Origin of the sequence: Candidatus Planktophila vernalis (assembly GCF_002288185.1) — a bacterium.
Lineage (GTDB): Bacteria > Actinomycetota > Actinomycetes > Nanopelagicales > Nanopelagicaceae > Planktophila > Planktophila vernalis.
In genome coordinates this window covers 290,545-304,749 of record NZ_CP016776.1, presented here as the reverse complement: position 1 = coordinate 304,749, position 14,205 = coordinate 290,545, and the positions used below count along the sequence as shown (strand labels likewise).

The following is a 14,205-nucleotide window of genomic DNA, read 5'->3' as shown; positions in this document are numbered from 1 at the left end:
TTAATTACTTTCCGATACTTGCTGCTAGTTCGGCAGCCTTACGCTCTACGTCATCAAGACCACCACACATGAAGAATGCTTGTTCTGGAATATGGTCATACTTTCCATCTGCAAGTGCTTCGAATGCTGCGATTGTGTCGACTAGCGGAACGAATGAACCATCAAGGCCTGTGAAGACCTTTGCCACGAAAGTGTTTTGTGACAAGAAGCGCTGGATGCGACGAGCGCGACCAACCAAAATACGATCTTCTTCTGAAAGTTCATCGATACCAAGAATCGCAATGATGTCTTGGAGATCCTTGTAGCGTTGCAAGATCTGCTTAATGCGGTTAGCAACACGGAAGTGGTGCTCACCGATATAGCGCGGATCCAAGATGCGTGAAGTTGAGTCAAGTGGATCAACAGCTGGGTAGATACCAAGCTCTGAAATCGGACGAGACAACACTGTTGTTGCATCTAAGTGGGCGAAAGTAGTGTGTGGAGCTGGGTCAGTAATGTCATCTGCAGGAACGTAAATTGCCTGCATAGATGTAATTGAGTGACCACGCGTAGAAGTAATGCGCTCCTGCAATTGACCCATTTCATCGGCCAATGTTGGCTGGTATCCCACAGCAGATGGCATACGGCCAAGCAGCGTTGATACTTCAGAACCAGCTTGTGTAAAGCGGAAGATGTTATCGATGAATAGAAGCACATCCTGCTTTTGAACATCGCGGAAATATTCAGCCATTGTTAGCGCTGAAAGTGCAACGCGAAGACGCGTTCCAGGTGGTTCATCCATCTGACCGAACACTAACGCGGTCTTGTTAATAACACCGGTCTCAGTCATTTCAAGGAACAAGTCGTTACCTTCACGAGTACGCTCACCAACACCGGCGAATACAGACACACCACCGAAGTTTTCAGCTACGCGATAAATCATTTCCTGAATCAAAACTGTCTTTCCTACACCTGCACCACCGAATAGACCAATCTTTCCACCCTTTACATACGGTGTTAGAAGATCGATAACTTTAATTCCGGTTTCAAACATCTCAGTCTTTGATTCCAACTGATCGAATGCTGGTGCATTACGGTGGATTGGCCAACGCTCTTTAATGTCGAGTGAAGAGGTTGGAACGTCCATTGACTCACCAAGTGTGTTGAACACGTGGCCCTTGGTTACATCGCCAACAGGTACTGAGATCGCTGAACCTGTGTCGCTCACCTCTGTTCCACGGATCATTCCATCTGTTGGTTGCATAGAGATCGCGCGCACGAGGTTGTCACCAATGTGCTGGGCAACTTCCATCGTCAAGGTACGCGTTGTACCTGACATGGTTACCTCTACGTGTAGCGCGTTGAAAATCGCTGGCATTGAGTCGGCGGGGAATTCAATATCCACGACCGGTCCAATAACGCGAGCTACGCGACCTTTACCTGTTGATGCCGACATCATTCACTCCCTGCACTAGCTGAGGCCAACGCGTCTGCGCCGCCAACAATTTCACTGATCTCTTGGGTAATTTCAGCCTGACGGGCTGCGTTCGCAAGTCGTGTAAGCGACTTGATTAGCTCATCAGCGTTGTCAGTCGCTGACTTCATTGCACGACGTCGAGCAGCATGCTCAGAAGCAGCTGATTGCAACATCGCGTTAAATACTCGAGCCTCAATGTAACGAGGTAGAAGTGCATCTAGCACCACGCTCGCATTAGGTTCGAATTCATACATAGGTAGCAAGCTGGATGTAACTGGTGCATCACTCTCTACAACTTCTAGAGGCAGCATGCGCTTTGCCATTGCATTTTGTGTAAGCATTGATTTGAACTCAGTAAATACGATGTGAATCTCATCCACACCTGCAACATCCACTTGAGCATCTGCGATGAAAGCAGCGATGAGAGCACCAGCAACTTCCTTAGCGTGCTCATAGGTTGGATTATCTGAAAAACCAGTCCATGAACCTGAGATTTCGCGGTTACGGAAGCGGTAGTAGTTCACTGCTTTGCGACCAACGAGATATGACTTAACTTCTAAACCACGAGTTTTCAAAAGGGCAGCTAACTGCTCCCCTTCTTTAATTGCGTTGTTTGAATAAGCGCCGGCCATACCGCGGTCTGCAGAAATAATCAGAACTGCAGCACGGATTGGGCGCTCAGATTGAGTCGTCAATGGGTGATTTGTTGAAGAGTAAGTGGCAACTGCAGATACTGCGCGGGTCAACTCATTTGCATAAGGAGTAGACGCAGAGACTCGTTGTTGCGCTTTAACGATACGGGAAGCAGAGATTAACTCCATAGCTTTCGTAATCTTTTTAGTCGCTTTAACGGATCGCATGCGTCTGCGATAAATGCGGAGTTGGGCACCCATGAGTTACTTCTTCACCGCCGGAGGAACGTGCTTAGTGATCTGCTCAACGCCTTCGCCATCAAGGGCATCAGCTGCAGCTTCATTAACGGCTTGTGAAGCAGATGATTTGAAAATCTTCTTGAAATCATCAACTGCTGATTGCATCTTGGCGACAGTGTCATCTTCAAGCTGCTTTGTTTCAGCGATAACTGTGAAGATTTCCTTGCGTTCGCGGCCAATGAAATCAAGTAGTTCTGCCTCAAAGCGGCGGATATCTGCAACCGGAACTGAATCAAGTGCACCTGATGTTCCTGCCCAGATTGAAACAATCTGATTTTCAAGTGAATAAGGTGAGTACTGACCCTGCTTAAGCAGTTCAACCATGCGCGCACCACGCTCTAGTTGAGCCTTTGATGCAGCATCTAGATCTGAACCAAATGCAGCGAAAGCTTCAAGCTCACGGAACTGTGCAAGGTCAAGACGCAAACGGCCTGCGATCTTCTTCATCGCCTTAGTCTGGGCAGAACCACCCACGCGAGAAACAGAGATACCTACGTTAATCGCTGGGCGAACGCCTGCGTTAAAGAGATCTGTTTCAAGGAAGCACTGTCCGTCAGTAATTGAAATTACGTTTGTAGGAATGAAAGCTGAAACGTCATTTCCCTTTGTTTCAATAATTGGTAGACCAGTCATTGAACCGCCACCGAGTTCATCGGAAAGCTTTGCACAACGCTCTAGTAGGCGTGAGTGCAAGTAGAAAACATCGCCTGGGTAGGCTTCGCGGCCTGGTGGACGACGTAGCAACAAGGACACTGAACGATATGCCTCAGCTTGCTTTGATAAATCATCAAAAACGATAAGTACGTGCTCGCCGTTATACATCCAGTGCTGACCAATTGCAGAACCTGTGTAAGGAGCTAAGTACTTGAAACCTGCTGGATCTGATGCAGGAGATGCAACGATTGTCGTGTATTCCATTGCGCCAGCTTCTTCAAGTGCGCCCTTAACAGCTGCAATTGTTGAACCCTTTTGTCCGATAGCAACATAAATACACTTAACTTGCTTCTTCTTATCTCCAGATTTCCAGTTTTCTTTCTGGTTAATAATTGTGTCAACTGCAACAGCAGTCTTACCTGTCTGGCGATCACCAATGATCAACTGGCGCTGTCCGCGGCCTATAGCTGTCATTGCATCGATTGCCTTAATACCTGTTGCAAGAGGTTCCTTAACTGGCTGGCGCTGAACTACAGAGGGAGCCTGTAGTTCTAGAGCACGGCGAGCATCAGGTTTGATTTCACCCTTGCCATCAATTGGGCGACCAAGTGGATCAACAACGCGACCCAAGAAGCCATCACCAACTGGAACAGAGAGAATTTCACCAGTACGACGTACTGATGTTCCTTCTTCAATTCCTTCGTATCCACCCAAGATAACAACACCGATTTCACGGACGTCGAGGTTGAGTGCAAGACCGAGTGTTCCGTTTTCAAACTGCAATAGCTCGTTCGCCATTGTTGAAGGCAGACCCTCAACACGTGCGATGCCATCGCCTGCTTGGCTAACAGTTCCCACTTCGTCACGAGCTGCAACGCCTGGATCATATGACTTAACGAAATTCGCTAAGGCGGCCTGAACTTCTGCCGGATTGATCTTTAGGTCTGCCATTTTGTTTCTCCCTTTATTTGCTTCCGACTAGAGCGCGTGCGGCCCCAGCCAAACGATTTGAAACTGTTCCATCTACTAACTCATCTGCGAAACGAACTGAAACCCCACCAAGAACATGTGAATCAATTTCGATGTTCACACGAACTGGTTGTCCTACTTGCTTGTTTAACGCTGCAGATAAACGCTCAACCTGAGCACTGCTCATTGGTGATGCAACTCGAACAAGTGCGATTACGTGATTGCGACGAGCTGCTAGTGAATGTGCATAGTCAGCAAATGCTGATTCCACGCTACGTCCACGCCAAGAGTTAACAAGCTCTGACACTAACTTCACTGTTGAACTAGATGCGCCCTTGAGAATCTGGCTAACCAATACTGCTTTAGCCTCTTTCGCATCTGAGTTCAGTGCTCTGCGTAGCTCGGATGAGCCAGCGATTGCACGTGAAGCCGTAAAAATCTCATCTTCTACACGGTCTAGTTCGCCTGCGATATTGGCAGCTGATGCTTCTGCCTCAATTGCTAGCTGTTCTATAACCTGCACAAGATCTTTTGCACCTGACCAACGCATCGCTGAAATCTCTTTCAGGATTGTTGTGCCAGCTGCCCCAACTTTGCTTCCAAAGAGTTCAGCGATAAATGCGTTCTTTGATGACGCATCGCGTGATGAGTCAGTTAATGCACGGCGCACTGCGATATTTTTATCGAGCACATCGGCAACAAAGAAAAGCTCAGCACTCAAGGCAGATGCAGCATTTGCATCCACGCCTTTAACGGCAGCATCAAGTGATGTGCGTGCAGTCACAAGTGACTGACGACTACTGCCTCCGAGGTGAGCTCTCATTATTTACTTACTCTTTTCTAGATCTTCTAGGAAACGATCAACAACACGTGATTGACGTGCTTGATCATCTAGGGCTTCTCCAACAATCTTTGAAGCAAGTTCAACAGCCAAAGTTCCCACTTCATTGCGAAGTGAAGCAATTGCCTGTTGACGTTCTGCTTCGATTGAAGCGTGAGCAGTTGCTGTGATGCGTGCTGCTTCATCTTGTGCCTTGGCACGAAGATCTTCAATGATGGCTGCCCCTTGGACGCGTGCTTCTTCGCGCAGAGTCTGCGCTTCTTCACGTGCCTTTGATAGCTGTTCGTTGTACTGAACAAGTGCGCGCTGTGCTTCTAGCTGCGCCTTCTCAGCACGTTCCATGCCACCTTGAATTGCATTGGTGCGATCTGTGTATGCCTTTTCAAACATTGGCACCACAAATTTACGTAGCGTTAGGAAGAGAAGAGTAAACGCGATTGCACCCACTATGAGTTCAGCAGTGTGTGGAATCAGCGGATTGATCTTGCCTTCCGCAGCTAAATCAACAAATTGCATCAGTTGTCCTTTTAGTTAAATGCTTCGATTAGAGAACGAATGCGAGAACGAGACCGAAGAGAGCGAGAGCTTCAGCAAGGGCGAATCCGAGGAACGCGATTGGCTGTAGGACGCTACGTGCTTCTGGCTGACGTGCAACGCCGTTGATGTATGCGGCGAAGATAAGTCCGGTTGCGATTCCGGGACCGATTGCTGCGAGGCCAAAACCAACGAGGTTGAGTGTGCCTTCCATTTATTTCTCCTTATTTCCTATTAGTGCTCGTCGGCAAGGGCGCCGGCGATGTATAGAGCTGCTAGCAGAGTAAAGATATACGCCTGCAAGCATTGGACCATGAATTCAAAGAAGGTCAACACAATACCGATTGCAAAGGCAAATGGGCTGATCAACTTCAAACCAATAACTCCTTGGAGTAGATGTTCTCCACCCAAGATAAACACGAGCAACAACAAGTGGCCCGCAAACATATTTGCAAACAAACGAAGTGAGAGCGTCAATGGACGCACCAAGAAGAATGTGAGAATTTCAAGAGGTGTAATAAGAATGTATGCAGCCTTTGGAACTCCAGGCATGAACATGATGTCTTTAAAGTATTTGATCGCACCTTGCTTGCGAATACCCACGTAGTGGAAAACCAGATACACAGTGGCCGCTAAAACATATGGGAAAGAAACACGTGACATCGTTGGGAATTGCAAAAGCGGAATAATTCCAAAGAGGTTGTTGACTAAAATAAAAGTGAAAAGTGAAAATAAGTAAGGAACAAAGCGCAGGAAGTCATGTCCAATAACATCCTTGGCTAGATCATTTCTAACGAAGGTGTAGACAGATTCACCGGCAAATTGCAGCTTCGAAGGAAGCACTGCAGCTTTGCGTGAAGAGATTATGAAGAATACTGAAATCAAAATTACTGAGAGAAAAACCAGAGCAATTGGTTTTGTTGTGTAAACGTTGTCACCGAAAATTGGAGGAAGCTCAAAGTCGCCGCTGCTAGGTGGGACAAATCCGCCACCTTCTGCGCTTGAACGCAATAAATCGCGCACGCTTACTCCTCTTGGAATCATTCGTTACGGGGTACTACGGGGAAGGTAAGACGGGTGTAACCCTATGCGAGGTCAGGCTCAGTTGAGAAATCGAAAACTGCCTTGAAAAGGTGGGACGGCTCACTGCCGGCCGAAACGCAGCCAGACCAGGTAGATCGCCCCGCTAATTCCGACCAGGAGGCCGATAAGTGTGAGGTAGGCGGTGCCTAACCACTTATCTAAGCCATAACCGATACCGCCCCAAAAAAGTAGACCTGAAAGTAGGTAGCCAAAGATCGACCACATTGCATTTTCTTCGCCACGTGACATGAGCTACTCCTTCGATCCGGGGAGAGGCAAATGTAGGCGCAATTTCATGAAACTGGCAATCTCGCCCCATAACCAGGCCACCGTGAGCGCAACGGCGGTGATTCCAAAGGTGGTTCGATCAATTGTTGAACGATCTGTGTATTTGGCAATCGCCCAGAGCAAAAGACCCAAGGCAAACAACTTAGCAAAGTAAGAAAACAGGGCCATCGCCATAGTTGATATCGGGTCAAGGTTTCTTGTCATTCTTGAAACTGCAATATGGATGATAAAAAAGATAATGACAACAAATTGCGCAAGGACTGCGCCAAGAAAACCTGGGAAACCTTTAACAAAAGTTGAAATCAAGATTGCAAATCCACTCGTCAAGAAAGTGGGAATGAAGGCAGCGCGCAGCAGCTTTGATTCGTTACTACTCACACTAAAACCTTTTTACTCTTCTTGGAAACCAAAAGCGTTATTGCAACCAAAACTACGGCAGTGATCAGAGCAACCCACCATGGTTCAAAGGCAAGCACAGTCACAGGAAATGCAATCGTTGCAGTCCACATATACAAAATGAATGCAGTCTTAAGTTGAGAATTACCGGCACTAAGTAAACGGTGATGCAAGTGCTCGTTATCAGGTGCAAAGGGAGATTTACCTGCTTTAACGCGCCGTGCAACTGCCAGCAACAAATCAACCAGTGGAATTGCAAGAACTGCAAAAGGAAGTAGCAGAGGGAGCAATGTTGGTCCCCGTGATTCAGCTGAGATTGCATTGGGATCAACTTGGCCAGTTAAAGTAATTGCAGCAGATGCTAGTAATAATCCAAGCAACATAGATCCGCTATCCCCCATAAAGATTCTTGCTGGGTGGGCATTATGTGGCAAGAAACCAATACACAGCCCTACTAATACAGCAGTTGTGAGCGATGGAGCACCTGCGCGACTAAAGCCGTAATCAACAGCTAAGAGATAGGCAAAGGCAAAAAAGGCGATTCCAGAGATTGCAACAATGCCTGCAGCTAACCCATCCATGCCATCAATAAAGTTCACGGCATTGATAATGACTAAAACAATAAGAACTGTGACTAACTGGCCAATACTTGGAGGCAAAGTTATTACACCGTTAATTGGTAGCCACAGAATCTGAATTCCATACATCAACAAAATTCCTGCAGCAAAGACTTGCCCAGTTAACTTTGTGAGCGCATCCAATTGAAAGCGATCATCGGCCATTCCTAATAGAACTATCGCAGTTGAAGCTAGAAAAATACCTTGGGCTTCATGGCCAAAAGACTTACCAACAAGAGGTAAGTGATTAACAATCATGAAGGTGATTGCCATTGCCAGCCACATCGCAACCCCGCCCCAGCGTGCAGTGGGAGTTGTGTGAATATCTCTTCCACGAATTCCAGCTACTGCCCCAAAACGAATTGCTTGGGTGCGAACAAGCGGAGTAATCAGATAACACAGAGCTGCTGATATCAGCAGCGTTACTAAGTACTCGCGCATGCGCTCTTGTTACCCCTGGTAGATAGGAAAGCGTGATGTCAGAGCATGAACTTCGCTCTTAATCGCAGAATGTGCTGAGGCATCATCGGTAGCAATTGCGCGCGCAATCAAAGTTGCAATCTGCTTCATCTCTTCAACGCCCATTCCTTGGGTAGTCGTTGATGGTGTGCCAACACGAATACCGCTTGTAATTCCTGGCTTTTCTGGATCATTTGGAATTGAGTTCTTATTCATAACAATTCCAGCTGCTCCGCAACGCTCATCAGCAACTTTTCCAGTTACTCCTGTGCTTCGAATATCCATTAGCGCTAAGTGAGTTTGAGTACCGCCAGATACTGCTCGCATGCCTTCTGCTTCAAGGGCCTTAGCTAAGGCCTGGGCATTAACAATTACATCCTTGGCATACTTTTGATATGCAGGAGTCGCACACTCTGCCAAAGCAACAGCTTTACCAGCCACTGCAGACATAATCGGTCCACCCTGCATCCCAGGGAAGATTGATTTATCAATTGCAGCTGCGTGCTCAGCTTTTGCCAAAATCATTCCACCGCGTGGTCCACGTAAAACTTTATGTGTAGTGAAAGAAACAACATCAGCATAAGGAACTGGGGAGGGAATGGCTTTTCCTGCAACGAGACCAATGAAGTGAGCAGCATCTACCCACATGATTGCTCCTACTTCATCACAAATTGCACGAACCTTCTCAAAATCAATAAGTGATGGATAAGCAGTTGCACCAGAACAAATCATCTTTGGCTTTGTTGCAATTGCCTTATCTCGCAGCTCGTCATAATCAATTAACTCGTTATCGCTGCGCACACCGTATGACTCAATGTTGAACCATTTGCCTGAAAAGTTAACAGGAGATCCATGCGTTAAGTGACCACCATGTGCCAAAGACATCGCCATGACGGTATCTCCTGGCTTAGTAAATGCTTGGTAAATGGCGATGTTGGCACTTGCACCAGAGTGCGGTTGAACGTTTGCATGGTCTGCACCAAAAAGAGATTTAGCGCGCTCGATTGCTAAGTTTTCTGCTTTATCTACTTCTTCGCATCCACCGTAGTAACGCTTGCCTGGATAACCTTCGGCGTATTTATTAGAAAGAGTTGAACCTATGGCTGCCAGCACTGCGCGAGAGGTGAAGTTCTCCGAAGCAATTAACTGCAAGTTCTTTTGCTGACGTGTCATCTCAGAGAGCAGAACAGCAGCAATCTCTGGATCTTGCTTGCTTAATGCGTCGAAATCTGGGCCATAGTAAGTAGACATAGCCCCAACCTTATCGTGAGAGCCTAAATAAGGCGCGCGCTCGGTGATATTGACTGTATCTCAGCCAGCGAAATGGCTCCTTCACGCAACACTCGGACACCTTCAGCATCGGCTTCTACAACCGTGGTTGATGCTCCTTGGCGCAGTTTTCCGCTGTTGAACTGGAAGGCAAGATCAGAGTGCAGAACAAAAATATCGCTGAGCTCTTTTGGTGCGGGCATTCCTATTCTTGAACCACTTGTGACAGCCAATGGCCCACTCTTTGCAAGTAGCGCTTTAGCAAATTTACTCTTTGGAACTCTGATGCTGATTCGGTCAAGTTGGTTGGCATCGCCTAGATCCCAGCTCAAACCTAATTGTGGTTTCAAGTTAAGCGAAAGGAGACCTGGCCAAAACTTCTTCATGAGCGCTGAGATATCTGGAGTAATCTCACGAACAACACCTTGTGCAGTTTTTGAACTACCAACTAAAACTTGAGCTGATGTAAACAAAGGTGAACCATGCAAAACATTCATCGCACGAACTGAATCATGTTTGAAAGCATCACAAGCAAATGCATAGGTGTGTTCAAGGGGAATTGCGATGATGTAACCATCAGAGATTGCCTTTAACGCTTTGTTAACGTGACGGCTCAGTTCGCCTTTTTTAAGATCTACTTCTTTGCCCATGATTACCTCCTCACCGCACTAGTCCAACGGGGACGACCCACTAGGTCATCATGGAGTGCAATATCTTCGAAATCTACGGCTAACTCCCCTGCAATTGCAATTGCCTGCTCTTCTGTATGTTCGATAACCAATACCCCTGCAGGTTTTAACAATCTGGCGGCAGCTTGAATAAAGATGCGTGGAAGTTCCATTCCAGTTGGCCCGCCAAAAAGGGCGATATGAGGCTCAAAGCCGGCCACATCTCGTGGCAAGGTCTGTGAATCTGGAATGTATGGTGGATTAGCAATGACAACATCGCACTTAACACCTGGCAAAACATCAGCAACATCGCCTTCAACAACTCGAACGTTTTCGGCAATAACTGAGACGTTTTTCTTGAGCCAAACTAGCGCCTCTGGTGATTTCTCCACTGCAATTACTCGAGAAGATGGTGCTTCAGTTGCAATTGCCAGTGAGAGCGCCCCAGATCCTGCACCCAAATCAATAACACTGACAGGTGCTGGCAAGTTAGCGATGTGTTGCAAGACAGCTTCAACTAGTAATTCAGATTCAGGACGTGGCACCAAAACTCCAGATCCCACTTCAATTTCCAGGTAACGAAATGGTGCAACACCAGTGAGATATTGCAATGGTTCGTGATTAAGTCTGCGATCAAGGAGAGTGAAAAATTGCTCTTCAATCACATCCAGATCACTTATGGTGGCAAGAGTAGATTCGATTAAAACTGAGTTATGGAGATCCATTCGCGATAAACCAAGAACATGGGCAAGCAAGTGTTCAGCATCTACTTCACTTATGCCTGATTCTGCTAACTGTGCTTTAGCAACACGAAGCAGGCTCTTAATCTCCATGTACTTAGTTCGTGCTTGCCAAACGTGCAGCTTTATCTGCATCCAATAGAGCTTGAATCATGTCGTCCAAATCGCCATTCATAACCGCATCTAAGTTATTAGCTTTGTAGTTCACACGGTGATCACTGATTCTATTTTCTGGGTAGTTGTAAGTGCGGATGCGCTCTGAGCGATCAACTGTGCGCACTTGGCTCTTTCGCTCAGCAGATGCTGCAGCTTCAGCCTTTTCTTGGGCATCGGCTAAAAGACGGGCACGTAAAATTCGAAGCGCTGATTCTTTATTTTGTAGTTGGCTCTTTTCATTCTGACAAGAGACCACAATTCCCGTTGGAACGTGAGTTAATCGCACAGCAGAGTCAGTTGTATTAACAGATTGTCCGCCAGGACCTGATGAGCGATAAACATCCACGCGCACATCGTTCATATTGAGCTCAACATCTACTTCTTCTGCTTCAGGCAAAATCAATACACCGGCAGCAGAAGTGTGGATACGTCCAGCACTTTCAGTCTCTGGCACGCGCTGCACGCGGTGAACTCCACCTTCAAATTTCAAACGTGCATAAGGAGATTCTCCAGGTGCTGCCGTTCCCTTTGATTTAACGGCAACAGAAATATCTTTATAGCCACCCATTTCGCTTTCAGTGGCATCAATAACTTCTACTTTCCAATTGTGCTTTTCTGCATAACGCATATACATGCGCAGTAAATCACCAGCAAAGATTGCTGACTCATCTCCGCCAGCACCAGCTTTCACTTCCAAAATCACATCACGATCATCATTAGGATCACGTGGCAATAAAAGCTCCTCTAGCTTTTCAGCAGCTGCCGCGCACGTTGCCTCTAGCGCTGGAATCTCAGAAGCAAAATCAGCATCCACTGCCGCTAACTCTTTACCTGCCGCTAAATCATCTTCTGCAGATTTCCACGCTTTAAAGCCTGCAACGACTGGACCAAGTTGGGCATAACGGCGTCCAAGTTTGCGAGCGTTGTTTTGATCTTCATGGATGGAAGGATCAGCCATCTTTGCTTCAAGTTCTGCGTATTCGCGCACCATTTCATGGGCGGATGCAAAGCGATCACTAGTCATTGGCTTCTCCTTATCTTTTCTAGTTGGAAATCATCTTTTGGGAAATAAAAAAACCGCGACCGCAACCGTTAAGGCTGCGATGCGGTTTCTTTAGAAAGCTACTTAGCTTCTTTTTTACCGAAGCGCTCTTCGAACTTAGCTACACGACCACCAGTATCAAGGATGCGCTGCTTGCCGGTGTAGAACGGGTGGCATACAGAACAGACTTCAACATAGATTGAACCGCTTGCAACAGTTGAGCGGGTAACAAACTTCTCACCGCAACCACACGTCACTTGGGTCTCTTTGTACTCTGGGTGGATCTCTGGCTTCATGGTTGTTCCTTCTTTAATGTTTGGGTCCCTCACGGGTGAACCAAACGGCTTGGTTAACAGGGCTAAATCGTAGGCGATGGCCCGCGATTTACGAAATTTACGCTTACTTTGAGTCGTCAGGACCTGACGTTGTCTTCTGGATTTGCATCAAGAATTCGACGTTGGACTTAGTGCCCTTCATCTTCTCAAGAAGAAGTTCAAGTGCTGCTTGTGGCTCAAGTGCGTGAAGAACACGACGGAGTTTCCAAACAATATTGAGTTCTTCTGAACCCATAAGGATTTCTTCCTTACGTGTTCCAGATGCAACAACGTTAACCGCAGGGAAGATGCGCTTATCAGCCATCTTACGATCAAGGATGAGCTCCATGTTTCCAGTTCCCTTGAACTCTTCGAAAATAACTTCATCCATACGAGAACCTGTGTCAACAAGTGCTGTTGCAAGAATCGTGAGTGATCCGCCATCTTCAATATTACGAGCAGCACCAAAGAACTTCTTAGGTGGATAGAGAGCTGCTGAATCAACACCACCAGAGAGAATTCGACCTGATGCTGGGGCTGCGATGTTGTATGCACGGCCCAAACGAGTGATTGAGTCAAGAAGAACAACTACATCGTGACCTAGTTCAACAAGACGCTTTGCGCGCTCGATTGCAAGTTCTGCAATTGTTGTGTGGTCATCTGCTGGGCGGTCGAAAGTTGAAGCAATAACTTCACCCTTAACTGAGCGCTGCATATCTGTAACTTCTTCTGGACGCTCATCAACTAGAACAACCATCAAGTGACACTCTGGGTTATTTGTTGTGATTGCGTTAGCAATTGACTGCAAAACCATTGTCTTACCAGCCTTAGGAGGCGAAACAATAAGTCCGCGCTGACCTTTACCAATGGGTGCAATCAAATCGATAACACGGGTGGTCAATACATTTGGCTCAGTCTCAAGGCGCAAGCGCTCCTGAGGATAAAGAGGAGTCAACTTGCCGAATTCAACGCGATTGCGCGCTTCTTCCGGAGTCATTCCATTAACTGTTTCAAGAGTAATAAGTGCGTTGAACTTCTGCTTAGTTTCACCCTCACGAGGTTGGCGAACCTGGCCAGTTACAACATCGCCCTTGCGGAGTCCGTTTTTGCGCACTTGCTGCAATGAAACATAGACATCGTTAGGTCCTGGAAGGTAACCAGCTGTGCGAATAAATGCATAGCTATCGAGAATATCGAGTAAGCCACCTACTGGTACCAAGACGTCGTCTTCACCAATTACTGGTTCACGTTCTTCGCGTGGTCCACGGTCACGGTTGCGATCACGGTTGCGATCACGTCCACGCGCATGGCGGTCATTGCGATCAAAGCGCTCGTTGCGGTTTCCGCGTTCGGTGTTGCTCTGTGGTGGTGAATCTTCGCCATCATCATCTGAATCTTCATTTGAAGCAGAGTTGTTAGAGCTCTTGGCTTCCTTCTTGCTCTTATTGCGGGCTTCGCGGCGGGCTTCGCGTTCAGCTTTTGCAGCTTCGCGGTTCTTAGCCTGTAAATCAGCGATCGCCTCTACAAGATCGTCCTTCTTCATCTTTGCTGCGCCATCTACACCTAGTTGTGTTGCAACTGTCTTTAACTTAGGCAGGGTCATTGCAGAAAGCTCAGGACTATTCGAACGTACAGGTTCAATTTCTGTTGTCATGTGTTTCTTTTCTATATAGGTCAACAGGTTTTAGATATATCCCGTTAAGCCGTGGATGTTTTTTTAGATTTACCTGATGTGTTGCTGGCCGCTAGAGAAGGACCGTTCAGATGTCCTAAGGTTAGCACCCGGG

16 protein-coding genes are annotated in these 14,205 nt (G+C 47.0%); all 16 read right to left on the bottom strand.

The window, feature by feature from the left end; all coding sequences use genetic code 11:
* Nucleotides 1–4: 4 nt before the first annotated feature.
* Nucleotides 5–1,435 carry a F0F1 ATP synthase subunit beta gene (gene atpD, locus A7sIIA15_RS01685; protein WP_018206793.1) on the bottom strand — a complete coding sequence of 477 codons (1,431 nt, stop codon included), beginning with the start codon at nucleotides 1,433–1,435 and terminating at the stop codon, nucleotides 5–7.
* On the bottom strand, nucleotides 1,435–2,349 hold the full coding sequence (locus A7sIIA15_RS01680; RefSeq protein WP_095685497.1) for a F0F1 ATP synthase subunit gamma: 915 nt from the start codon (nucleotides 2,347–2,349) through the stop codon (nucleotides 1,435–1,437). Before A7sIIA15_RS01680 ends, atpD begins: the two co-directional genes overlap by 1 nt.
* A 3-nt stretch (nucleotides 2,350–2,352) precedes the next feature.
* Complete coding sequence (gene atpA, locus A7sIIA15_RS01675; RefSeq protein ID WP_095685496.1) at nucleotides 2,353–3,993, bottom strand: F0F1 ATP synthase subunit alpha; 1,641 nt, start codon at nucleotides 3,991–3,993, stop codon at nucleotides 2,353–2,355.
* A 13-nt stretch (nucleotides 3,994–4,006) separates the two neighbouring features.
* Nucleotides 4,007–4,834, bottom strand: coding sequence for a F0F1 ATP synthase subunit delta (locus A7sIIA15_RS01670; RefSeq protein WP_095685495.1), 828 nt, complete (start codon nucleotides 4,832–4,834; stop codon nucleotides 4,007–4,009).
* A 3-nt stretch (nucleotides 4,835–4,837) separates the two neighbouring features.
* Nucleotides 4,838–5,368, bottom strand: coding sequence for a F0F1 ATP synthase subunit B (locus A7sIIA15_RS01665; protein ID WP_095685494.1), 531 nt, complete (start codon nucleotides 5,366–5,368; stop codon nucleotides 4,838–4,840).
* Nucleotides 5,369–5,396: 28 nt separating this feature from the next.
* A complete protein-coding gene (atpE, locus tag A7sIIA15_RS01660; protein ID WP_018206788.1) occupies nucleotides 5,397–5,600 on the bottom strand; it encodes an ATP synthase F0 subunit C in 204 nt (67 codons plus the stop codon).
* A 20-nt stretch (nucleotides 5,601–5,620) separates the two neighbouring features.
* Nucleotides 5,621–6,430 carry a F0F1 ATP synthase subunit A gene (gene atpB, locus A7sIIA15_RS01655; RefSeq protein ID WP_095685493.1) on the bottom strand — a complete coding sequence of 270 codons (810 nt, stop codon included), beginning with the start codon at nucleotides 6,428–6,430 and terminating at the stop codon, nucleotides 5,621–5,623.
* 99 nt (nucleotides 6,431–6,529) lie between these two features.
* Nucleotides 6,530–6,718, bottom strand: a complete 189-nt coding sequence (locus tag A7sIIA15_RS01650; RefSeq protein WP_095685492.1) for an AtpZ/AtpI family protein — start codon at nucleotides 6,716–6,718, stop codon at nucleotides 6,530–6,532.
* A 3-nt stretch (nucleotides 6,719–6,721) separates the two neighbouring features.
* Entirely contained in the window at nucleotides 6,722–7,135 is a 414-nt protein-coding gene (locus A7sIIA15_RS01645; protein WP_095685491.1) for a Cg1360 family ATP-synthase-associated protein, read from the bottom strand.
* Complete coding sequence (locus A7sIIA15_RS01640) at nucleotides 7,132–8,211, bottom strand: MraY family glycosyltransferase (protein ID WP_095685490.1); 1,080 nt, start codon at nucleotides 8,209–8,211, stop codon at nucleotides 7,132–7,134. Before A7sIIA15_RS01640 ends, A7sIIA15_RS01645 begins: the two co-directional genes overlap by 4 nt.
* A 9-nt stretch (nucleotides 8,212–8,220) precedes the next feature.
* A complete protein-coding gene (locus A7sIIA15_RS01635) occupies nucleotides 8,221–9,480 on the bottom strand; it encodes a serine hydroxymethyltransferase (RefSeq protein WP_095685489.1) in 1,260 nt (419 codons plus the stop codon).
* Between the two features lie 23 nt (nucleotides 9,481–9,503).
* Nucleotides 9,504–10,148: an L-threonylcarbamoyladenylate synthase gene (locus tag A7sIIA15_RS01630; protein ID WP_095685488.1), complete on the bottom strand. Its 645-nt coding sequence runs from the start codon at nucleotides 10,146–10,148 to the stop codon at nucleotides 9,504–9,506.
* A 2-nt stretch (nucleotides 10,149–10,150) separates the two neighbouring features.
* A complete protein-coding gene (gene prmC, locus A7sIIA15_RS01625) occupies nucleotides 10,151–10,999 on the bottom strand; it encodes a peptide chain release factor N(5)-glutamine methyltransferase (protein WP_095686421.1) in 849 nt (282 codons plus the stop codon).
* A gap of 4 nt (nucleotides 11,000–11,003) precedes the next feature.
* Nucleotides 11,004–12,086 (bottom strand): peptide chain release factor 1, encoded by a 1,083-nt coding sequence (gene prfA, locus A7sIIA15_RS01620; RefSeq protein ID WP_095685487.1) that lies wholly within the window; start codon nucleotides 12,084–12,086, stop codon nucleotides 11,004–11,006.
* A gap of 98 nt (nucleotides 12,087–12,184) precedes the next feature.
* Nucleotides 12,185–12,400, bottom strand: a complete 216-nt coding sequence (gene rpmE, locus A7sIIA15_RS01615) for a 50S ribosomal protein L31 (RefSeq protein WP_018206779.1) — start codon at nucleotides 12,398–12,400, stop codon at nucleotides 12,185–12,187.
* A gap of 103 nt (nucleotides 12,401–12,503) precedes the next feature.
* Nucleotides 12,504–14,072, bottom strand: a complete 1,569-nt coding sequence (rho, locus tag A7sIIA15_RS01610) for a transcription termination factor Rho (RefSeq protein ID WP_095685486.1) — start codon at nucleotides 14,070–14,072, stop codon at nucleotides 12,504–12,506.
* Between the last annotated feature and the right edge of the window lie 133 nt (nucleotides 14,073–14,205).